Consider the following 21873-nt stretch of genomic DNA (forward strand, 5'->3'; position numbering starts at 1 on the left):
TAACTGTTTGCAACTGTTTCCGCCGATCTGGCGCATTCGTCAACCTATAGCCCTTTCCCTTCTGGCCTTGGATGGTTACTTTCCGCCCCAGATCAAAATAAGGATTTGCCCCATGGCCGAGATCAAAGACCCAGAGAACACCATCATCATCACCCTCAAGGACGGCGAGGTTGTGCTGGAGATGTTGCCAGAGATCGCACCGAAACATGTCGAGCGGATGAAAACCCTTGCACGGGCAAAGGCATACGACAATGTGTGCTTTCACCGCGTGATCGACGGTTTCATGGCGCAGACCGGCGATGTCGCCAATGGCAACATGGAAAGCGACTTCAACCTGCGCCGCGCAGGCACGGGCGGGTCCGAGCATCCCGATCTGCCAGCAGAGTTTTCCGGCATCCCACATGACCGTGGCACCATTGGTGCGGCGCGTTCGTCCAGCCCAAACTCGGCCAACAGCCAGTTTTTCATCAACTTTTCCGACAACCACTTCCTGAACCGCCAATACACGGTCTATGGCCGCGTGATCAAAGGCATGGAGCATGTCGATAAAATCACCAAGGGCGAGCCGCCAGCAAATCCCGATCGCATGATCACCGTGCGGGTGGCTGCCGATGTTGCGTAACATCCTTGCAGCCCTGCTGCTGACCGCTGCCCCCGCTTTTGCCGAAGGGGACGGCCCCGGCCCAAACTTGGTGATTGAGGTTTCCGGTGCGGCCAAGGGCGAGATCGTGATTGATCTCGACACCAAAGACGCACCGAAACATGTCGCCCAAATCGTCGCTTTGGCGCAAAAAGGCGCTTACGACGGCGTGGTGTTCCACCGCGTCATTGACGGCTTCATGGCGCAAACGGGTGATGTGCAATACGGCAAAGCTGGCGGCGAGACTGGCCAAGCAGGCATGGGCGGCTCTGATATGCCGAACATTCCGGCGGAATTCTCGGCTGTGCCGTTTGAGCGTGGCACTGTTGGGATGGCCCGCTCGGCCGATCCTGACAGCGCCAACAGCCAATTCTTCATCATGTTCGCGCCGGGTGATTTCCTCAACGGCCAATACACCGTAGTTGGCAAGGTAATCAAAGGCATGGACGTGGTCGACGCCATCCAACGCGGCGAGCCACCAGCCAGCCCTGACGTAATGACGAAAGTCACCGTTCAGGAATAAGAACATCCATTCATATTGATGGAACATTTATTCACAAACAAAAAAGGGGGCCGGAACGGCCCCCTTTTTCATATTCTACATGAAAGCCTTAGTCCAAAATCACCAAAGCATGACGCTTCTTGCCCGCCGTCAGCTTTAACGGTTCCACCAGCATCCCAGCCCCCACGCGCAGGCCCGCATCGGTCACCACTTCGTCATTCATCCGCGCGCCGCCTTCTTGAATCAGCCGCTTGGCATCCTTACCCGTGGCCGCCAACCCTGCGCGCACGAACAGTTGCACAATGCCCAGACCCTCGGCCATTTCCGACGCCAACACCCGAAGAGTTGGCAAATCATCCCCCACGCCACCCTTCTCAAACACCTCGCGGGCCGTCGCCTCCGCAGCCAGAGCTGCCTCAGCCCCGTGCAGGAGGGTAGTCACCGCATTGGCCAGCACGATCTTGGCATCATTGATCGCTGAGCCTTGCAATGCGCCCAAGCGTTCACATTCCTCCAGCGACAATTCGGTATACAGCTTCAGGAACTTTCCGACATCGGCATCGGTGGTGTTGCGCCAGAACTGCCAGAACTCGTAGGGCGAATACATGTCGGCATTCAGCCAAACCGCCCCCGATTGCGATTTTCCCATCTTTTTGCCGTCGCTGGTGGTCAGCAGCGGTGAGGTCAAACCATAGACTTCATGGTCAATCACCCGGCGGGTCAGATCGACGCCGTTGACGATATTGCCCCACTGATCGCTGCCACCCATCTGCACCAGACAGCCATAGCGGCGGTTCAGCTCCAGAAAGTCATAAGCCTGTAAAATCATATAGTTGAACTCAAGGAAGCTCAAACTCTGCTCCCGATCCAACCGCGATTTCACGCTCTCAAACGACAGCATACGGTTGACGCTGAAATGCTTGCCAATATCGCGCAGAAAGCCAAGGTAGTTCAGATCATCCAGCCATTCGGCATTGTTGACCATCACCGCATCGGTCGCGCCATCGCCAAACGTCACATAGGGCGAAAACGCCCGCTTGATCCCGGCGATATTATCATCAATCTGCGCGTTCGTCAGCAAAGGCCGCTCATCGGCGCGGAAACTAGGATCGCCCACCTTGGTCGTCCCGCCGCCCATCAGCACAATCGGCTTGCCACCGCACTTCTGCAACCAGCGCAGCATCATGATCTGGATCAGCGATCCGACATGCAGCGACTTTGCCGTGGCATCAAAACCGATATAGCCCGGCACCACGCCCTTGGCCAAAGCCTCGTCAAGCGCCTGATAGTCCGTGCAATCGGCAAGAAAGCCGCGGGTCATCATCACACGCATGAAATCAGATTTTGGATGGTAGGTCATGGCACACTCATGCTTTAAGGTCCGGGTGGTATAGCGGGCGAGGGGGCCAAGGGGAAGATGGCGAAACAAGGTGCGATTTGGGTTTTAGGCACAATGTCGGGCACTTCGCTGGATGGCGTTGATGCCGCCATGCTGCGCACCGATGGCCATGCGATCTTCGAGTTCGGCCCCGATGCCTACCGCCCCTATACCGCCGCTGAGCAAGCCACCATCCGCAAAGCCTTCGGCCAATGGCCCGGCGATGCAGATGTGGCCGCGGCTGCCGAAGTCGTCGAAACTGCCCATGCCGAAATCCTCGCCCGCTTTTCCGGCGCCGAGATGATCGGCTTTCACGGCCAAACCCTTGCGCATGACCCGGCCCATGCCCGCACCCATCAGGCAGGCAACGGTCAGCTATTGGCCCAGACCCTAAACCTGCCCGTGGTCTGGGATTTCCGCTCCAGCGACGTGCAAATGGGCGGCCAGGGCGCGCCCTTGGCCCCGTTCTTTCACTTTGCCTGTGCCAAATGGATCAAGGCAACCGACCCCCTCGCCATCCTCAACCTCGGTGGCGTCGGCAACATCACATGGATCGACCCAAGCCAGCCCAGTCCCGATTCCTCCGGTGCCCTCTTGGCGTTTGATACCGGCCCCGCCAACGCGCCCGTGAATGATCTGATGCAAATTCGCTTGGGCCTGACCCAAGATGCAGGTGGCGCATTGGCCGGAACGGGTCGCGTCGATGAAAAACTGGTACAAGCCTTCCTCGGCCAAGCCTATTTTCACAAAATTCCGCCGAAGTCGTTAGACCGCAATGACTTCCAAAAGTTCTTCAAGAAGACCCATAAACTCTCCAACGCCGATGCCGCCGCCACCCTGGCCGCCATCGCTGCCGCCTCGGTCGCCAAAGCCGCCGAACATTTCCCCCAACCCATCACCCGCCTACTCGTCGCCGGAGGAGGCCGCCACAACGCCACCATGGTGGCCCAGCTTACCCAACGTATGAACTGCACCGTCGAACCCATTGAAACCGCAGGCCTAAATGGCGATATGTTGGAAGCACAAGCCTTCGCCTATCTCGCCGCTCGCGTCGCCTACGGCCTGCCCACATCCGCCCCCAGCACCACAGGCGTGCCCGCAGCCGTCGGCGGTGGCCAAATCAGCCGCCCCTAATCCATAAAACTTAGCTGAAATTTCGTTGCTCTTTTTAAAATACTCCCGCCGGAGGCATCCGCAGCTTGCGACCTCGCAGCGCTGACGGCTACTTCCCCACAGCCCGCGCCTGCCGCACCATCGACACCGTATAAATCACCAACGCCACCCAAATCATCGGAAACGCAATCATCTTGCCGCGACCAAACGGTTCACCAAAGACAAACACTGCCGTGAGGAAAATCATCGTCGGCGCGATATACTGCATGATGCCAATGGTGGAGAGCCGCAGCAGTTTCGCGCCATTGGCATAGACCATCAGCGGCACCGCCGTCACCAAACCGCAAGACAGCAGCAGCACGGTATCCGCAGTCACTCCAGCCATGAAATGACTGCGCCCCGTGACCTGTGCCCAAATCACATAGGCCAGCGCAAACGGCAGCAGGATCAGCACCTCAAGGAAAAACCCTTGGTTCGGCCCAATCGGCAGCGACTTCTTCAGATACGCATATATCCCCCAAGTCACCGTCAACCCCAAAGCCACCAGCGGCAACTTGCCCGCCTCAACCGTCAGCACCAACACCGCCAAAGCCGCCAGCGCAATCGCCCACTTCTGCGCCACGCTCAACCGCTCGCCCAGCAGCATCGCTCCCAGAAACACCGAAAACAGCGGATTGATGTAATAGCCCAAAGCCGCATCCAGCGCGTGCCCCGCTCCAATCGACCAGACATAAATCCCCCAGTTGACCGAGATCAGCGCCGCCGTCGCGAAGCCCATAAGCAGCATCCTCGGCGTGCGCATGGCCACCCACAGATCCGCCGTCCGCCCCGTCGCCCACAATACCGCCCCTGCAATCGGGATCGACCAGATCACCCGATGCGCGATCACTTCCGCAGGCGAAATATGCGCTACCGCCTTCATGAAGATCGGCAAAAAACCCCACAATAGATAGGCAGTCAGCGCGAAACCAAAGCCGCGCAACGAGTCTTCATTCTTTGGGGGCAATTTTTCCATGCCTCTAGCTATCCGCGCGAAGGCCCCCACGCCACGCCTAACTTGTAATCATTACATTCGCCGCGCCAGATACCCCTTGGTGAACGCCGCATAGCCCTCCGCCGTCTCGCGCAACTCATCCTTCATCAACCGATGCAACGCGGGCAATTGATGAAACGGCACAGCCGGATAGACGTGGTGTTCGACATGATACGGCATGTTCCACGCCAGAAACCGCATCAGCGCAGTCGTAAAGGTGGTGCGGGTGTTCTCAAACATGTTCACCACTTGCGGGCAGTCGCCATGCTCGGCCAGCAGATACAGCCGAAGGGCGGGTTGGCCCAGCAGCACCGGCAGCAGCCAGACCCAGAACAGCAGCGGGCTGATCAGCAAGCTGGCCAAAACCAGCGCGTAGCCCGCCAGCATCCAGCGCGCCTCGGCCACAATCCGGGGCAGGGCGCTGGCGGGCAGATACTCCCCCTCTGCCCGACCCCGCGCCAGATCAATGATCAGCCGCACCTCAGAAATCCAATAGGGCAAGCCCGAGACATGCCAGACCCAGGCCCTGATCCCGTTTGGTTTTTCCGAAGCCAACTCCGGGTCTTTGCCCCCCAGATTGGTCCAGCGGTGATGCGCCAGATGAAAGTAGCGAAACCATTGAAACGGCAGCAACAGCGCAAAGCCGCACAGGCGCCCCACCGACTCATTCAGCCGCTCGGAGGCAAACGGGGTCTTATGCGTTGCCTCATGCTCCAGCGTGAACAGGAAGACGAGCAGCACACCCTGCACTGGCAACAAAATCCACCATCCCGGAACGCCGAAACCAATCATCGCACCCACGGCAAGGATAGCCCCCAGATGCCCCGCCAGATGCCAAAGCCCCACCCGATCCGACCGCGCAATCAGCCGCGCCCGCAGGTCTGGCGCAAGGTTTGCAACAAAGCTTTTGTGATCCATCACCGCAATCTGCCGCAGCCGATGACCCCACACAAGCCCCCCTTTCCAACCCTGAACCCCCATGCCACCTTGCATGAAAAAGGGAGTTCCCATGCCGCAATCCGTCCTGATCATCGGCGCAGGTATCATCGGTGCCAGCCTTGCTTTTCGCCTGTCGCGCCAAGGCGCCACGGTGACGGTGTTAGAGGCCACATCCCCCGCTAGCGCCGCCTCTGGCCGCAGCTTCGGCTGGATCAATGCCAGCTTCTACGAGTCCCCCGCCCATCACCACCTGCGGGTTGAGGCTATGACCGCCCACCACCGTCTCGCCGCGCTGCTGCCCGATACTGCGCCAAACTGGCAAGGCACGCTTTGGTTCGAGGCTGAGGGCGCCGGCTTTGAGCAAAAAGCCACAGACCTCGCCGCCCTTGGCTATCCCACCAAGCCCATCGCCCGCGCCGAAATCGCTAAGCTGGAGCCCCACTTGGCCAATCCCCCAGCCCAAGCCCTGCATATCGCAACCGAAGGTGCCGTCGATCCCGCAGCCCTGACCCGCGCCTTGCTCGCAGCCTCGGGGGCTAAAGTGCTAAGCGGTATCGCCGCCAAATCGCTGATTGAAAACGGCGGTCAGATCAAAGGCGCGCGCACGGCGATTGGTCCGTTCACCGCCGATCATACAGTGCTGGCCGCCGGCATTGCCGCGCCCGCACTGCTCACCCCACTCGGGCTTGATCTGCCAATGCTCACCCGCCCCGGCATCATGGTTTACACCAAACCTGTCGGCTGGCGCGTTAATCATATCCTCGTCACCCCCGATCAGGAAATACGCCAAGATACCAGCGGCGCCATCCTTGCCCCCGGCATCGTCAACCACCAAGCGGATGCGTCAGACTCCATTGCTGACCCCGCCGCGATGGCCGAAGCCACGCTGCGCCGCCTGCGCGCCCGCTTCAACGCGCCCGATCTGACACTGGACCGCTTCGCCCTTGGCTATCGCCCGGTCCCCGCGGATGGCCTGCCGCTGATCGGCACTGTGCAACCGGGGCTTAGCCTCGCCGTGATGCACTCAGGGATAACCCTTTCCGCTTTGGCTGGAGAGGCTTTGGCGGCTGAAATCATGGGGCAGGGCGACCACCCCTTACTGGCCGATTTCCGCCCCAGCCGCTTGCTGAAGCCACTTTAACCACGAAAAAGCCACGCAAAGCGGAGCTCTGCGTGGCTTAAAAATCGCTATCAGAAACCCTTAGCCGCGCAGGATAGACCGACCAGCATATTCTGCCGTCTCACCCAGCATTTCCTCAATGCGGATCAACTGGTTGTATTTCGCCAACCGGTCCGAGCGCGACAGCGAGCCGGTTTTGATCTGACCGCAGTTGGTCGCAACCGCCAAGTCAGCAATCGTGCTGTCTTCGGTTTCGCCCGAACGATGCGACATCACATTGGTATAACGCGCGCGGTGCGCCATATCCACGGCCTGCAATGTCTCGGTCAGGGTGCCGATCTGGTTGACCTTCACCAGCATCGAATTGGCGCAACCGGCCTTGATGCCCTCGGCCAAACGACGCGGATTGGTCACGAACAGGTCGTCGCCGACCAGTTGGATTTTGCCGCCCAGTTTGTCGGTCAAAAGCTTCCAGCCTGCCCAATCGTCTTCGGAACAGCCATCTTCAATCGAGATGATCGGGTAGTCAGCAGCCAGACCTGCGAGGAAATCAACGTTCTCCTCAATAGACAAGGATTTCCCCTCGCCCTTCATCTCATACTTGCCGCCCTTAAAGTATTCGGTGGCTGCGCAATCCAAAGCGAGGAACATATCTTCGCCGGGGCGATAGCCCGCCTTCTCAATCGACTTCAGAATGAAATCAAGCGCATCGCGGGCAGAGTTCAGGTTCGGCGCAAAGCCACCCTCATCGCCGACATTGGTGTTATGTCCCGCCGCCGACAGCTCTTTCTTCAGGGTGTGGAACACTTCCGAACCCATCCGAATGGCCTCACGGATGTTTTCCGCGCCCACCGGCATGATCATAAATTCTTGGATATCAATCGGGTTATCCGCATGTTCGCCGCCGTTGATGATGTTCATCATCGGCACTGGCAACATCCGGGCCGAGGTGCCGCCGACATAGCGGAAGAGCGGCTGCCCGGTGAACTCTGCCGCAGCTTTCGCCACGGCCAAAGACACGCCCAGAATGGCATTCGCGCCCAGACGCGATTTGTTTGGCGTGCCGTCCAATTCGATCATGGTGCGGTCGATGCCGACTTGTTCGGTTGCGTCAAAGCCTACGATTTCTTCGGCCAACTCGCCGTTGACGGCGGCCACAGCCTCCAACACGCCCTTGCCCATATAGCGCGATTTATCGCCATCGCGGCGCTCATTCGCCTCATGCGCGCCAGTTGAGGCACCCGAGGGCACCGCAGCACGTCCCTGCGCGCCGCTTTCCAGCAGCACATCAACTTCAACGGTGGGATTGCCGCGGCTGTCGAGAATCTCGCGGGCATGGATATCAATGATCGTGCTCATGTCAGGCCTCCAAATGGGCGGAAATGGTGCTCTCTTGGGCGTCTTAGCCCAAGGGTGCGTTCAAGGAAAGCGCGTGTTTGCGGGCGCGTTCACGCGCAAAGGAATAAAGCCCCGAGGCGACGATAAGCCCCGAGCCGCACAGGGTTATGACATCGGGCCATTCGTGGAACACAAACGTCCCGATCAACACCGCAAACACCAGCCGGACATAGCGGAAGGGAGCCACCACCGACACCTCGCCCGTCCGCGTCGCACCAATAATCGCCCAATATCCGCCCGTGCCAAACACCAGTGCCCCGATTAAAGCATAGGTTTCCCAGAGGGTTGGCACAGCAACTTCACCTGATCCCGCCATCATCAGCGCGCCGAGCAGCGTGACCGCGATCAGCCCCCAAGCCGAGACTTGCGCGGTCGAGCTTTCCGGTGGGATCTTGCGCGCGGCCAAGTCACGCAGGGTCAGCCCCGCCACGGTGATCAGCACCCAGAGCGCTTCCGGGCGAAATCCGTCCAGTCCCGGACGGATCACCAGCAGAACCCCGGCAAAGCCCACCGCAATCGCCGACCACCGCCGCCAGCCGACCTGTTCTTGCATAAAAAGCGCAGCCGCCATCGTCACCGCCAAGGGCATCGCCTGCAACACGGCGGAAACCGTCGACAAAGGCACGGTGGCAAGTGCGGTGATATAGGCGAAAGTGCCAACCATTTCACCAAGCCCGCGCGCCAAAACCCATGGGTGCAGAGCCTGCTTGGTGAATACCTTTTGCCGCTGCTGCCACGCCATCAGCACGAACACCACGACGCCAAATACGCCAGAGACAAACACAATCTCACCCACCGGCAGGCTGGCGGCGGCCCATTTCAGGAACATATCCTCCAGCCCAAACAGGGCCATCGACACCACCATCAACAGGATGCCGCGTAGGTTATCCGAGGCCAAACTCTATCCCTTCTTGACCGGAACGCCGAGCAGTTCCAGCCGGTGCCCGATCAACCGATAGCCCAACCGCGCCGCGATGCGCTCTTGCAGGGCCTCAATCTCGGGGTCCACAAATTCAATGACTTGCCCGGTGTTCACGTCAATAAGATGATCATGGTGATCGCGCTCTGCATCTTCATAGCGGGCGCGGCCATCGCCAAACTCTAGCCGCTCCAGCAGGCCACATTCCTCAAACAGCTTCACCGTTCGGTACACGGTGGCGAGGGAAATCTTCGGGTCAACCTGTGCAGACCGCGCATAAAGTTCCTCAACATCCGGGTGATCCTCGGCCGCCGCGATCACCCTAGCGACCACGCGGCGCTGATCGGTCATCCGTAAGCCCTTGGCGACGCCGCGCGCGATCAGATCCGACATGACAAGGCCCCCTACATTGCCCGGTTTGTTATGGCGCGTGTAAGGGAAACCGCGCGGTGCTGCCAGCGATTTTGCACGGCTTGACTTCACCCTGCCGCCCCCAGAGGTTGGCGCGAAAATGAGGGCAAGATGCGCAAAGAGCGGCTGGATGGGGTGGGGTTGGCGGCGCTGATCGCGGTGACGTTCCTGTTGGCGGTCAACCAGATCGTGGTGAAAGAGGTCAACCGCGGCCTGCAGCCGGTGTTTTTCGCGGGCGCGCGCTCGGCTCTGGCGATCGTGTTCGTCTTTGCCTGGCTGAAGTATCGCGGGCTTTGGAGCCGGATTCGGCTGACCGATCTTGGCCCGGGGCTGGCGATTGGCGCGGTATTCGCCGCCGAGTTTCTGTGCCTTTTCATGGCGCTTGACCTGACCGCCGTGGGACGTGCCTCGGTGATCTTTTATTCGATGCCGCTTTGGCTGGCCGTGGCCGCGCTATTTCTGGCTGCCGAATGAGCGCATCACCCGGCAGCGTGGAATCGGGCTGGGGCTGGCTTTCATCGGCACGGCTTGGGCGATTCTGTCGAAAAGCCCGTCGGGTCATGCCAGCATTGCGGGCGATATCTTTGCTTTGGTGGGCGCTTGGGGCTGGGCCGGCACCGCGTTTCTGGCGCGCAAAACCCGGCTGCGTGACGCCGGCCCAGAAGCACAACTGTTCTGGATGGTACTGATTTCAGCACCAATTTTACTGGCAGCGGCCCCGTTCTTCGGCCCGCTGATCCGGGATGTAGAGCCCATTCACTGGGTCTGGCTGGTGTTTCAGGCGGGGGTGATTGTTGCCGGGGTGTTCATCACTTGGTTGTGGTTGCTGTCGGTCTATCCGGCCTCGACCGTCGCCAGTTTTTCGTTTCTGACCCCGCTGTTCGCCATCGTTCTGGGCTATTTTATTTTCGACGAAGCGTTGTGTTTTGGCCTCATCATGGCCGCTGGATTCGTCGCGGCGGGAATCGCACTGATCAACCGGAGGTAGTGCGCGGCTTTATCCACAGCCTGTGGAGGAATCAGCGTCCTGCCACGGCATCTGAGCCAAACCATGCAAGCATGCCGTGATACTAGGGTTTTTGCGGCAGTTACGACGCCACATTAAACGCGATTTTGCGGACAGAGCGGCAAAAAGGCTCACATCGGGGTGATGGCAGGGCTAGATATACGCCGCAGGTCAAGCACAAAATCTAGTGTATAAGTGTAAAAAATTCGTTGATGCGGCGCCAGAATTGCGACAGTTTGACGACGCGCCACCCGCAGCCACAAGATGTAGTGCGCCCAGCGGAATGCCCAACCCTATGTTTGTGTCCCTCAACGGGGCCATCGCGCCCGAATTAGGTGGTGCGGCAAGCATGGGACGGCGGGGCGCAGGGATTTTGGGACACAGACGCGGTGCAGCAGACACCGCGCGAAAACATGGGACAGGCAGATGAAAATCGAGCGGAAGTTTACCACCGAAGCAACCGGTGCCTATGGCGCGATGGCGTTTTCGACCACGGTATCGGAAATCCGAAATCCCGATGGCACCGTTGTGTTTCGCAATGAAGCCGTTGAGGTTCCGCAGGGCTGGAGCCAAGTGGCTTCCGATGTTCTGGCGCAAAAATACTTCCGCAAAGCGGGCATTCCGGCACGACTAAAGCGTATGGGTGAAAAGGATATTCCGAAATTCCTCTGGCGTTCGGTGCCCGACGAGGATGCTCTGGCATTGCTGCCAGTGGAGGAGCGTCTGGTCGGCGAAACCTCTGCCAAGCAGGTGTTTGACCGTCTGGCCGGGGCTTGGGTCTATTGGGGCTGGAAGGGTGGCTATTTCACCACCGAGGCCGATGCCAAAGCCTATTATGACGAGATGCGCTTCATGCTGGCCCGTCAGATGGCAGCGCCGAATTCTCCGCAATGGTTCAACACCGGGCTGCACTGGGCCTACGGCATTGATGGGCCAAGCCAAGGTCACTACTATGTTGATCATATGACCGGCGTGCTGACTAAATCTAGTAGCGCCTATGAGCATCCGCAGCCGCACGCCTGCTTCATCCAATCGGTGAAGGATGATCTGGTCGGCGACGGCGGCATCATGGATCTGTGGGTGCGTGAGGCGCGGCTGTTCAAATATGGCTCTGGCACTGGCACCAACTTTTCCTCGCTACGCGGTGAGGGTGAAAAGCTGTCGGGCGGCGGCAAATCCTCGGGCCTGATGGGGTTCCTGAAAATCGGCGACCGTGCGGCTGGGGCGATCAAATCCGGCGGCACCACGCGCAGGGCGGCCAAAATGGTGATCTGCGATATGGATCACCCCGATGTCGAAGCCTTCGTGAACTGGAAAGTCATTGAGGAACAAAAGGTTGCCTCGCTGGTCGCGGGTTCCAAAGCCCATGAGCTGAAGCTAAACGAAATTTTTACCGCAATCCGCCAGTGGGATGGATCAAGCGATGACTCGGTGGACCCGGCAAAGAACCCAGCCCTGAAAGCCGCAATCCGCTCGGCCAAAAAGGCGATGATCCCGGATACTTACACCAACCGCATCCTGCAATATGCGCGCCAAGGCTTCACCAGCATCGAATTCCCCACCTATGATGTCGATTGGGATTCCGAAGCCTACATCACTGTTTCCGGCCAAAACTCTAACAACTCGGTGCGCGTCACCGATGCCTTCCTGACCGCTGTGAAGGACGATGCCGATTGGGCGCTGATCCGGCGCACCGATGGCAAGACCGCGAAAACCCTGAAAGCCCGCGATCTTTGGGATCAGGTTGGCCATGCCGCCTGGGCCTGCGCCGATCCGGGCATCCAGTTTCATGACACCGTCAACGCTTGGCACACCTGTCCAGAAGATGGTGCCATTCGCGGCTCTAACCCGTGCTCGGAATATATGTTCCTCGACGACACCGCCTGTAACCTTGCCTCGATGAACCTGCTGACCTTCTTCAAGGACGGCAAATTTGACTCTGACGCCTATATCCACGCCACCCGCCTCTGGACAGTTACGCTGGAAATTTCTGTGATGATGGCGCAATTCCCGTCGAAGGAAATCGCGCAACTGTCCTATGATTTCCGCACGTTGGGTCTGGGCTATGCCAATATCGGCGGCCTGCTGATGAACATGGGACTGGGCTACGATTCCACCGAAGGCCGCGCCTTCTGCGGTGCGCTGACCGCGCTGATGACCGGTGTCAGCTATGCAACTTCCGCCGAAATGGCTTCCGAACTCGGCGCTTTCAGTGGCTATGCCCGCAACGCCCAGCACATGCTGCGCGTCATCCGCAACCACCGTGCGGCGGCTTATGGCAAGACCTCGGGTTATGAGGCCGTCAACGTCAATCCAGTCGCATTGGATGCCGCCAACTGCCCCGATCAAACGCTTGTGACACTGGCAAAATCGGCTTGGGACGAAGCGCTGACGCTTGGTCAAGCCCACGGCTTCCGCAATGCCCAAACCACCGTGATCGCGCCCACCGGCACCATCGGTCTGGTGATGGATTGCGACACCACCGGCATCGAGCCGGATTTCGCGCTGGTGAAATTCAAGAAACTCGCGGGCGGTGGCTATTTCAAGATCATCAACCAATCGGTGCCTGCCGCCTTGGAGAAACTTGGCTATACCACGAGCCAAGCCGCTGAAATCGTGGCTTATGCCGTCGGTCACGGCTCGATCGGCAACTGCCCCGGCATCAACACCACCGCGCTTGTCGGCCACGGCTTTGGCGCGCGCGAATTGGAGAAGATTGAGGCGGCTTTGCCCTCGGCCTTCGATATCCGCTTCGTGTTCAACCAATGGACGATTGGCGAGGATTTCTGCAAGAAAACCCTCGGCATCCCGGCGGAAAAGCTGTCTGATCCCAGCTTTGATCTACTGCGCCACCTTGGCTTTACCAAATCGCAAATTGACGCCGCCAACGATCATGTCTGCGGCACGATGACGCTGGAAGGCGCGCCGTTTCTGAAGCCCGCGCATTACTCGGTGTTCGATTGCGCCAACCCCTGCGGCAAAACCGGCAAGCGCTATCTCTCGGTCGACAGCCATATCTACATGATGGCCGCCGCCCAGTCGTTCATCTCGGGCGCGATTTCCAAGACCATCAACATGCCGAATTCGGCGACGATTGCCGAGACTTTGGCGGCCTATGAATTGTCGTGGTCCTTGGGCATCAAAGCCAACGCACTCTATCGCGACGGATCAAAACTCTCGCAGCCCTTGGCCTCGGCCTTGGTGGAGGATGACGAGGAAGCCGAAGAAATCCTGACTTCTGGCTCGAATCAAGAAAAAGCCGCCGTTCTGGCCGAGAAAATCGTCGAAAAGATCATCTACAAGGAAATCATCCGCACCAACCGCGAAAAGCTGCCGGAACGCCGCAAAGGCTACACCCAGAAAGCCATCGTCGGCGGCCATAAGGTCTATCTGCGCACCGGCGAATATGGCGACGGCCGCTTGGGTGAGATTTTCATCGACATGCACAAGGAAGGTGCGGGCTTCCGCGCCATGATGAACAACTTCGCCATCGCGATCTCGGTCGGCCTGCAATATGGCGTGCCGCTGGAAGAATATGTCGAGGCCTTCACCTTCACCCGGTTTGAACCTGCGGGCATGGTGCAAGGCAATGATAGCGTGAAAAACGCCACATCGATCCTCGACTATATCTTCCGCGAACTGGCTATTTCTTACCTTGATCGCACTGACCTCGCGCATGTCAAACCCACGGGTGCCTCGTTCGATGAGCTCGGCCGCGGGGTCGAGGAAGGCAAACCCAATCTGTCGGAAATCCCCGACCAAGCCGCCACCCGCGGGCTTGAGGTGCTGAAGCAAATCAGCTCAACCGGCTATCTGCGCAAGCGCCTGCCGTCGGAACTGGTGATGCTGCAAGGCGGGATGGGGGCGACAGCTTTGGCCAATGGCACCGATCCGGTCTCGGCGCTGAACATGCTGATCCCAGAAACCGCGCGCGCGATGGGGGGGACTATCAGTGGCGGCACGGCGCTGGCGACGGGCACCGTGACGATGGACCTGCGGGTGAAAGCCAAAATGCAGGGCTACGAGGGCGACCCCTGCGGCGAATGCGGCAACTACACGCTGGTGCGCAACGGCACCTGCATGAAGTGCAACACCTGCGGTGGGACGAGTGGGTGTAGCTGATCTCGCGTATTTCCTGTCGTGATCTGACAGGCAAAGTTTGTCCATTTTGGCCAGTTTTTTGTCCATCGTGTCAGAGTAAGTTTGTCCATCGGGCCATTTAAGGGCCGATGGCACCAAAAATCCGCCAAATTTCGATGCTGTCGGCGGTGACACCTAAAAAACCGATTACCTCCGCCAGAAAGCATGAAGATGACCAGTTTCTATCCCGAAGAAATGCTTGCTGAGATGTCTCGTGATCTGACAGGCAAAGTTTGTCCATTTTGGCCAGTTTTTTGTCCATCGGGTCAGAGTAAATTTGTCCATCGGCCCATTTAGGAGCCGATGGCACCAAAAATCCCCCAAAGCACGATGCTGAGGGCGGTGACACCAAAAACCACCGATTTGTCCCGCTTGACCTCTGCGAAAATCGGATGCATCCATAGGGCATGAACAGGATCATGCCCTCAAGGCTCATACGAGCGACCTCCATCTGACCCCGCTCGCCGGGGCCGGAAACGGTCGCGCATCCTGAACCCAACCATCCCGCAGAACCGCTTTCCGGTCCCGTCCCATCGCTATGGACTGAGGACGACCCATGACCCACACCAAATTTATCGACGCCCGCTTCTTCGAGGGGGATGTGACGGCGCTGGAAGATCGCCTACGTGAATTCCTGCAAAACTATCGGAAACGGAAAATGGCCCGCGCCCTTATGGTTGCGGATGATTGCAGGCCCGAAATTGATAAACTCGAAATCGACAATTTCGGAGATGACCTGCTGCGGGGCGTGAACATCTCTGTGGCCGAAAATCGCATGATCCGCAGGCGGGCCGCGCTGGTCTATCAGCGCCGCATGGCGGCGTCCGGTCTGGCTCACCTGAAGGCAGATGAGGTCAAGCGCCTGTCGGTCATGAAAGGTGGCGCCATCCTGACACCGCCCGGCAACGAGGCTTGGGCCGACGAACTGGCCGCCACCCTGCATGCAGAGATGCCGTGGATGGCACTGGCGACAGAAACGGCTTGGCACGCCCTCCGCCGCTCAGTTCAGCGCGGCGATCCGGGCCTGCGCCTGCCGCCAATGCTGCTGAACGGCCCGGCAGGCATTGGCAAGAGCGTGTGGGCGCGAAAGCTGGCAGAGCTATGCTCCGTGCCTGACTGCGTCGTGGAGGTCGGGTCTGGTTCTGCGGGGTTCCGGATCTCGGGTCTGGAACGCGGCTGGTCCTCGGCGGCCCCTGGGCGGCCGCTGGAAACCATCCTGCAAACCGGGATCGCCAATCCGATCATGATCGTCGACGAGATCTGCAAGATGCAGGCGCAGACCTCCGAGAAGGGGCAGAACTTTGGGATGGCGAACACCATGCTGGCATTGCTGGCACCCGCAACCAACACGGCGTGGGAATGCCCGTTCTACCGGGTCAAGTTCGACATGTTGCACATCAGCTGGGTGATGACCGCCAACGATGCCGAAAAGGTGCCGATGCCGCTGCTGAACCGTTGCACAGTGGTCGATCTACCGCCCATCGGGTTCCATGATCTGTGCGGTTTCGCCCGAGCGGAGACGGCGCGGCGTGGGCTGTCGGAGGATTCAGCGGAAGCGATCGTGCTTGCGCTGGCACATCCCCTAGCGCGCTCGAAATACATCAGCCTGCGGGGTGTGATCCGCATGATTGAGAAGGCGGAGGTGATGGAGGGGCGGCCGCGGTTGCATTGATGGATGTGACGAGGGGCATGCGAGTATGAAGCAGCGAGAGCTTATGTGGTTGTTTCAGCTAATCTTTCTGTTTCGCCGTTTCTGGATCCAAGCGGCTTTGCTGCGCAAATGCCGTGAAGGATTCACCTTGCGAATCCAGTCTGTTAGTCAGGGTGCATGAGCAGACCGAAGCCCCCGACCTACCGCACCTCGAACTGGCATGACTACAACGCTGCGCTGGCGAGGCGCGGATCTCTGGCAATCTGGTTCGACCCTGAGACACATTGGCTGGCCGCGCCGACCGGCAGGCGCGGTCGTCAGCCCGTGTTCACCGACGCGGCGATCCAGACCTGCCTGACACTGAAGGCGCTCTTCGGGTTGCCGCTTCGGCAAACGACCGGAATGGTTGCGAGCCTGCTTGATCTTACCGGGCTGGACTGGGGTAATCCCCCCCGAAAGTAAGGGGCTGCATAAGTAGAATTTTCTCGCCAAGATGAACGAGGAGATTCTGAATGAAGACAAGCAGATACACTGAGGCGCAGATTCTTGCGATCCTGCGTCAGGCCGAAGGCGGTGTGCCGGTGGCAGAGCTGTGCCGCGAGCATGGCATGAGCAATGCGTCGTTCTACAAGTGGCGGGCGAAGTATGGCGGCATGGATGCGTCGCTGATCAGCCAGATGAAGGCCATCGAGGACGAGAACCGCCGGCTGAAGCGGATGTATGCGGACCTGAGCATGCAAGCCGACCTGCTGAAAGAGGCTCTCGGAAAAAAATGACGCGGCCATCTCAACGCCGCGAGATGGCCGAGAAAGCGGTGGCGCGACACAAGGTCAGCATTGCGCTGGCCTGCCGGGCCTTCGGGGTCAGCGAGACCTGCTATCGCTATGGCCCGAAGTTAAAAGCCGAGAACGAAGAGATCGCCGACCTTCTGGTGGGTCTGACCGACGCCCGCAAGACCTGGGGCTTTGGGCTGTGCTTTCTGCATCTGCGCAACGTGAAGGGCCATCCGTGGAACCACAAACGCGTCTATCGGATCTATTGCGCCTTGGAACTGAACCTGCGGATCAAGCCCCGCAAGCGGCTGAAGCGGGACAAACCTGATGTGCTTGCTGTGCCCGAGGCACCCAACATGACCTGGTCCATGGACTTCATGGCAGATCGCCTCGGTGATGGCCGTGCGTTTCGGCTGCTGAACGTGCTGGATGACTTCAACCGCGAGGGGCTGGGTATCGAGGTTGACTTCTCGCTACCCGCCGAAAGGGTCATCCGGAGCCTGGACCGGATCATCGAATGGCGCGGCAAACCCGGCACCATAAGGGTCGACAACGGCCCGGAATACATCAGTGGCAAGCTGCTGATCTGGGCTGAGAGACAGGGCATCACGATCCAGCACATCCAACCCGGCCAGCCGCAGCAGAACGCCTACATCGAGCGATACAACCGCACCGTCCGGCATGAATGGCTCGACCAATACATCATCGAAACCATCGAGGAGGCACAGGATCACGCCACACAATGGCTATGGACATACAACAACGACCGCCCGAACATGGGCATCGGCGGCATCACACCCGCCCAGAAACTGAAAATGGCCGCGTAAGTTCTACGGATGCACCCCGTTAAAAATGGGGGGATTACCCTGGCAGGTGCCGGACTTCAGCACCCTGTCCCGCCGTCAGAAGACCCTGACGGTCCATATTCCCTACCGCCCTAGCACCGGCGCACTGCGCCTCTTGATCCCCTCACGGTTTGCAGGCAAACCGTAACCGGCCAGTTACTGCGAAGGTCATGCCGCCAGGCATAAATCTGCTGCCGCCTAAGATCATGGCGCTGAATAGCCCCTAGATTTGTAGACGCCTTGCTTGGTAATTTTGGAAGCAAGGAGGACGAGATGTCCGCAAGCAAATTCACAGACGAGTTCAAGCGCGATGCGGTGGCCCAGGTCGAGGATCGGGGCTATCCAGTGCGCGAGGTGGCCGAGCGATTGGGGGTTAGCACCAAGTCGATCTACACTTGGCAGAAGCAGTTTTCACGCCCAGCGAAGGTGATCAAAGAGGTCGATGCGCAGGCTGATGAGATCCGCCGGCTGAAGCGTGATCTGGCTCGTGTTATGGAGGAGTATCCGTCTTGGTCAAGTCGGTTTTGCGGCCCATTTTCTATCGTCGCGCAGCAGAGCATTTGCTAACACAAGAAGCTTTCGCATGACGGCTGTGATCGCGACCTTCTTTTCTTTCCCCGCAGCGATCAGGGCTGCGTATTTCAGCTTCATATCCAAATTGAACCTGATCGCGACAAGTGCGGGCATAAATATCGCATGGCGCAGGTTGGGACGTCCGCCCAAAATCCGCGCCTTGCCCTGCCATTTCCCCGAGCTTTGTGACATCGGAGCAAGACCCGCGAGGCTGCCGACTTGTTTGTTGGTCAGGCTGCCAATCTCGGGCATGTCAACTAAGATCATGAGCGCCGTATTTATACCGATCCCTGGTATGCTGATCAATTGCTCCATCCGCTTTGCCATGTTCTGATCTTTGCTGGCCACTTCCAACATTTGCGCATCGATCTTGCCGATGTCGTCTGCGATCTGGCGCAGCCTTCTGTCGAGTTGGACCTTGATCAACGCTACGGTGCTGGTCGCTCTTCGCGTCTTGGCGGCAGTCCGATCCTTGATCAATGCCCGCCGCGCTGCCAGTAACTCTTTAAGATCATACAGATTTTCCGCCTGTATTGTCTTTGGCGTCAACTGTAACGCCACGCCCATCCTTGCCAGCATTTCGCTGTCAACGCGGTCCGTCTTTGCCAACTTGCCGCTGGCTTGGGCAAACCGGCGTGCCTGCTTTGGGTTCACTTTTACAAAGGACAAAGCCTTTGCCCCAAGTCGCCGTTCAAGCTGTCGATGATATGCACCCGTCGCTTCATATATTACCAAGGGCAATGATGGCAGCGTCTCAAGCCATTTGAGCAATTTGCTATGGCCAACTGTCCCATTTGGAAACTGGCGGTTTGATCCATCTGCAAGCCGATGGACGTCAAGCGTGTCTTTGGAAACATCAATTCCGATGATATCATCCATGTGTCTTTTCTACCTTGTCTTGTCATACGGGCCCAAGGCCCCAGTATCCGTTCAGGTCAAGAGAAAAGACGAAGGCGACCATACTCCTCCACGGTCCAGCACGACCAAGCGGGAAACGATCCGACCCCCGTCGTTGCCCGGCATAAATGCCGTGCCGGGCAACGGCTCCAGTATCGCACAAGAGCTGGATTCAGGATAAGACAAGCGGGAAACGATCCGACCCCCGTCGTTGCCCGGCATAAATGCCGTGCCGGGCAACGGCTCCAGTATCGCACAAGAGCTGGATTCAGGATAAGACAAGCGAGACCTCATCATTCAACAGTGCGAGCCGAGGCATCTGAGAGACGATAAATTAGACGCAATCCTGTCGAAAACTGGAAAAACTTCAGATCTGTTGAAGATCATGCGTCTGCCCTTTTTGGTGGCCTATTGATCTGATCCCCAGATTCTGGGCCGTTTGAATCTGGAGTTTTCCGCTACGCTTTTCTGGCTGGGAGCGGAGCGGAATCGGATGAAGGCCTCGAAGTTCACGGACGCGCAGAAGGCGTTCATCATCAAGCAGGGCGAGGAAGGCACGCCAGTTGCCGAGATTTGCCGCAAGGCTGGGATCAGCCAGGCGACCTATTTCAATTGGAAGAAGAAGTATGCCGGGCTGCTGGCGACCGAAATGAAGCGGTTGAAGCAGCTCGAAGACGAGAACAGCCGGTTGAAGAAGATCGTGGCAGACCTGACGCTGGACCGCGAGATGCTGCAGGACGTTATCCGGCGAAAGCTCTGAAGCCTGACCGGATGCGCGAACGGGTTCGCGGGATGTATGAACCGCCCCGGGTTTGCCGGAGACCTTCAACCTGACTAAGGATGAGGGCTATGGAAAAGAGTAAGACATCAAATCGCTATTCACCTGAGATGCGGGCACGGGCCGTTCGCATGGTGCTGGAGCATCAAGGCTCCTATGAAACGCAATCTGCGGCAGTGTCTGCGATTGCGCCCAAAATCGGCTGTATCCCGGAGACCTTGAGGGTCTGGGTTCGGCAGGCAGAACGTGACAGTGGGGCACGCGATGGTGCCACCAGTGCTGAGCGTGACCGGATCAAGGAACTTGAACGTGAGGTGCGCCAGCTTCGGCAGGCAAACGAGATCCTGCGCAAGGCGTCTGCTTATTTTGCTCAGGCGGAACTCGACCGCCCGTTCAAGCCATGATCGGCTTTATTGATGATCATCGCGTGGTGCATGGGGTCGAGTCGATCTGCAGGGTGCTGCCGATTGCCCCATCTACTTACTATGCCTGTCTCGCTGTGCGTGCCGATCCGGCCAAAGCTTCCGCACGAAAGCAGAGGGATTTGGTCTTGCGACCCAAAATAACGAAAGTCTGGAATGATAACTGGCAGGTCTATGGGGTTCGCAAAACCTGGCGACAGTTGTGCCGTGAAGGTGAAGGTGCCGCGCGTTGCACCGTGGCACGCCTTATGACCAGCATGGGATTGCGGGGCGTTGTTCGCGGAAAGGCTATGAAAACAACGATCCCAGACACGTCAGTTCCATGCCCGCGTGACAAGGTGAACCGCGTGTTCCGAGCGCTAGCACCAAATATGCTATGGGTCAGCGACTTCACCTATGTCTCGACATGGCAGGGATTTGTTTACGTCGCCTTCGTGATCGACACCTTCGCCAACCGCATTGTTGGCTGGAAGGCGTCGCGGTCTGCCAAGACCGACTTCGTTCTTGATGCACTTGAGCAAGCACTTTATGCCCGCCGTCCGGCTCATCGGGGCGGGCTGATCCACCACAGCGACAGGGGAAGCCAATACGTCTCGATCCGATACACCGAGCGTTTGGGAAAAGCGGGCATCGAACCATCCGTTGGCAGCGTCGGCGACGCCTATGACAATGCTTTGGCCGAAACCATAAACGGCCTCTACAAAACCGAGGTCATCCGGCGGCGTAGTTCATGGAAAACCATGGACGAGGTCGAACTGGAAACCCTCAAATGGGTCGATTGGTTCAACAACCGCCGCCTGCTTGAACCCATCGGAAATATACCACCGGCTGAGGCAGAGGAGGCCTTCTATGCAAATCTGAACACACTCGATATGGTCGCGTAATACGGACTAATTGGTCTCCGGCAAACCCGGGGCGGTTCAGTTCATACTCTTTGCGCCATCGATAATAGGTCTGCACCGTCACGCCAATCTGACGAACCGCCTCCTGCACCGACTTGCCCTGACCCTGCAGCACCTCTACCTGCCGCAGCTTCAGCACAATATCTTTCGGCTTCTCTCGCTTTCCAGCCATCCTCTGATCCTCCAAAAAAATGGGATCATCATATCCCAGTTGGTGGACCACTTCAGTGGGGGCACTCCAATGGCGACATCGGATCGAGAATCTCTTCCAAAAGAGCTGGGAATACAGCTGGATCGCCATGTGCCGCTACAAAACAGATACAAGCTATGGCGCGTTCGTCGCCCGCGTTGCGACTGACATTCGATTGAACTGAACGGCAACAGACCCTAACAATGGGCAAGGTACAAATCCCTTATCTCCCGCCATTGTATA

Annotated in this window: 18 protein-coding genes, 5 pseudogenes and 1 other annotated feature; of the genes and pseudogenes, 14 read left to right on the plus strand and 9 right to left on the minus strand. The window is 58.5% G+C overall.

The window, feature by feature from the left end; translation table 11 throughout:
* Positions 1-112: 112 nt before the first annotated feature.
* Both ACS5RD_RS15125 and ACS5RD_RS15130 read left to right on the plus strand, forming a co-directional pair.
* A complete protein-coding gene (locus tag ACS5RD_RS15125; RefSeq protein ID WP_054008635.1) occupies positions 113-622 on the plus strand; it encodes a peptidylprolyl isomerase in 510 nt (169 codons plus the stop codon).
* The gene (locus ACS5RD_RS15130) at positions 612-1163 is read left to right on the plus strand and encodes a peptidylprolyl isomerase (RefSeq protein WP_054008636.1); all 552 of its coding nucleotides are present in this window, start codon (positions 612-614) and stop codon (positions 1161-1163) included. Before ACS5RD_RS15125 ends, ACS5RD_RS15130 begins: the two co-directional genes overlap by 11 nt.
* Positions 1164-1251: 88 nt before the next feature.
* On the opposite strand, the gene tyrS is transcribed toward ACS5RD_RS15130, so the two are convergent.
* Positions 1252-2502 (minus strand): tyrosine--tRNA ligase, encoded by a 1251-nt coding sequence (tyrS, locus tag ACS5RD_RS15135; protein ID WP_489928103.1) that lies wholly within the window; start codon positions 2500-2502, stop codon positions 1252-1254.
* Positions 2503-2559: 57 nt separating this feature from the next.
* On the opposite strand from tyrS, the gene ACS5RD_RS15140 reads away from it, so the two are divergent.
* Positions 2560-3654, plus strand: coding sequence for an anhydro-N-acetylmuramic acid kinase (locus ACS5RD_RS15140; RefSeq protein ID WP_489928104.1), 1095 nt, complete (start codon positions 2560-2562; stop codon positions 3652-3654).
* A gap of 88 nt (positions 3655-3742) precedes the next feature.
* Here the strand turns inward: ACS5RD_RS15140 and rarD are convergent, their stop codons facing one another.
* Both rarD and ACS5RD_RS15150 read right to left on the minus strand, forming a co-directional pair.
* A complete protein-coding gene (rarD, locus tag ACS5RD_RS15145) occupies positions 3743-4648 on the minus strand; it encodes an EamA family transporter RarD (protein WP_054008639.1) in 906 nt (301 codons plus the stop codon).
* A gap of 51 nt (positions 4649-4699) precedes the next feature.
* A complete protein-coding gene (locus ACS5RD_RS15150) occupies positions 4700-5677 on the minus strand; it encodes a fatty acid desaturase (RefSeq protein WP_489928105.1) in 978 nt (325 codons plus the stop codon).
* Here ACS5RD_RS15150 and ACS5RD_RS15155 point away from each other — a divergent pair.
* The gene (locus tag ACS5RD_RS15155; RefSeq protein WP_489928106.1) at positions 5676-6746 is read left to right on the plus strand and encodes an NAD(P)/FAD-dependent oxidoreductase; all 1071 of its coding nucleotides are present in this window, start codon (positions 5676-5678) and stop codon (positions 6744-6746) included. The genes ACS5RD_RS15150 and ACS5RD_RS15155 overlap by 2 nt on opposite strands.
* Before the next feature lie 60 nt (positions 6747-6806).
* Here the strand turns inward: ACS5RD_RS15155 and eno are convergent, their stop codons facing one another.
* Genes eno through ACS5RD_RS15170 form a run of 3 tightly spaced genes read right to left on the minus strand, consistent with a single transcriptional unit; the run spans position 6807 to position 9435 of the window.
* Entirely contained in the window at positions 6807-8084 is a 1278-nt protein-coding gene (gene eno, locus ACS5RD_RS15160; RefSeq protein ID WP_054008641.1) for a phosphopyruvate hydratase, read from the minus strand.
* Positions 8085-8127: 43 nt separating this feature from the next.
* Positions 8128-9021 (minus strand): DMT family transporter, encoded by an 894-nt coding sequence (locus ACS5RD_RS15165; RefSeq protein WP_489928107.1) that lies wholly within the window; start codon positions 9019-9021, stop codon positions 8128-8130.
* A gap of 3 nt (positions 9022-9024) precedes the next feature.
* Complete coding sequence (locus tag ACS5RD_RS15170) at positions 9025-9435, minus strand: Fur family transcriptional regulator (protein WP_304924772.1); 411 nt, start codon at positions 9433-9435, stop codon at positions 9025-9027.
* A gap of 129 nt (positions 9436-9564) precedes the next feature.
* Between ACS5RD_RS15170 and ACS5RD_RS15175 the strand changes: the two genes are divergently transcribed.
* The 3 genes from ACS5RD_RS15175 to ACS5RD_RS15185 all read left to right on the plus strand — a co-directional run bounded on the left by ACS5RD_RS15175 (position 9565) and on the right by ACS5RD_RS15185 (position 14581).
* Positions 9565-9927, plus strand: a complete 363-nt coding sequence (locus ACS5RD_RS15175; protein WP_489928108.1) for an EamA family transporter — start codon at positions 9565-9567, stop codon at positions 9925-9927.
* Between the two features lie 118 nt (positions 9928-10045).
* Positions 10046-10441 carry an EamA family transporter gene (locus ACS5RD_RS15180; RefSeq protein ID WP_489931385.1) on the plus strand — a complete coding sequence of 132 codons (396 nt, stop codon included), beginning with the start codon at positions 10046-10048 and terminating at the stop codon, positions 10439-10441.
* 444 nt (positions 10442-10885) lie between these two features.
* The gene (locus ACS5RD_RS15185) at positions 10886-14581 is read left to right on the plus strand and encodes a vitamin B12-dependent ribonucleotide reductase (protein ID WP_489928109.1); all 3696 of its coding nucleotides are present in this window, start codon (positions 10886-10888) and stop codon (positions 14579-14581) included.
* Between the two features lie 97 nt (positions 14582-14678).
* Here ACS5RD_RS15185 and ACS5RD_RS15190 read toward each other — a convergent pair whose 3' ends face one another.
* Positions 14679-15035, minus strand: a complete 357-nt coding sequence (locus ACS5RD_RS15190; protein ID WP_489928110.1) for a hypothetical protein — start codon at positions 15033-15035, stop codon at positions 14679-14681.
* A gap of 120 nt (positions 15036-15155) precedes the next feature.
* On the opposite strand from ACS5RD_RS15190, the gene ACS5RD_RS15195 reads away from it, so the two are divergent.
* The 5 genes and pseudogenes from ACS5RD_RS15195 to ACS5RD_RS15215 all read left to right on the plus strand — a co-directional run.
* A complete protein-coding gene (locus ACS5RD_RS15195) occupies positions 15156-16271 on the plus strand; it encodes an AAA family ATPase (RefSeq protein WP_489928111.1) in 1116 nt (371 codons plus the stop codon).
* A gap of 156 nt (positions 16272-16427) precedes the next feature.
* Positions 16428-16700: pseudogene (locus tag ACS5RD_RS15200) on the plus strand (transposase); the annotation flags it as partial.
* Between the two features lie 62 nt (positions 16701-16762).
* A protein-coding gene (locus ACS5RD_RS15205; protein WP_489928006.1) for an IS3 family transposase occupies positions 16763-17850 on the plus strand; the annotation gives its coding sequence in 2 pieces (ribosomal slippage) (positions 16763-17018 and positions 17018-17850; 1089 coding nt in all).
* Between the two features lie 19 nt (positions 17851-17869).
* A pseudogene (locus ACS5RD_RS15210) lies at positions 17870-17995 on the plus strand (transposase); the annotation flags it as partial.
* Between the two features lie 146 nt (positions 17996-18141).
* Positions 18142-18369 (plus strand): annotated as a pseudogene (locus tag ACS5RD_RS15215) (transposase); the annotation flags it as partial.
* Positions 18370-18381: 12 nt separating this feature from the next.
* Here the strand turns inward: ACS5RD_RS15215 and ACS5RD_RS15220 are convergent.
* On the minus strand, positions 18382-19320 hold the full coding sequence (locus ACS5RD_RS15220) for an IS110 family transposase (RefSeq protein WP_489927673.1): 939 nt from the start codon (positions 19318-19320) through the stop codon (positions 18382-18384).
* 511 nt (positions 19321-19831) lie between these two features.
* Between ACS5RD_RS15220 and ACS5RD_RS15225 the strand changes: the two are divergent.
* Both ACS5RD_RS15225 and ACS5RD_RS15230 read left to right on the plus strand, forming a co-directional pair.
* A pseudogene (locus tag ACS5RD_RS15225) lies at positions 19832-20133 on the plus strand (transposase); the annotation flags it as partial.
* 54 nt (positions 20134-20187) lie between these two features.
* Positions 20188-21422, plus strand: a protein-coding gene (locus tag ACS5RD_RS15230; protein WP_489928112.1) for an IS3 family transposase whose coding sequence is annotated in 2 segments (ribosomal slippage) — positions 20188-20482 and positions 20482-21422 — 1236 coding nt in all. Because the reading frame shifts where the segments join, the coding sequence is not laid out codon by codon here.
* Positions 20475-20591: a sequence feature (AL1L pseudoknot), on the plus strand. Its footprint overlaps the gene before it by 117 nt.
* Before the next feature lie 7 nt (positions 21423-21429).
* On the opposite strand, the pseudogene ACS5RD_RS15235 reads toward ACS5RD_RS15230, so the two are convergent.
* Positions 21430-21612 (minus strand): annotated as a pseudogene (locus ACS5RD_RS15235) (helix-turn-helix domain-containing protein); the annotation flags it as partial.
* Positions 21613-21873 lie beyond the last annotated feature (261 nt).

Source organism: Cypionkella sp. PAMC25878 (assembly GCF_058135695.1).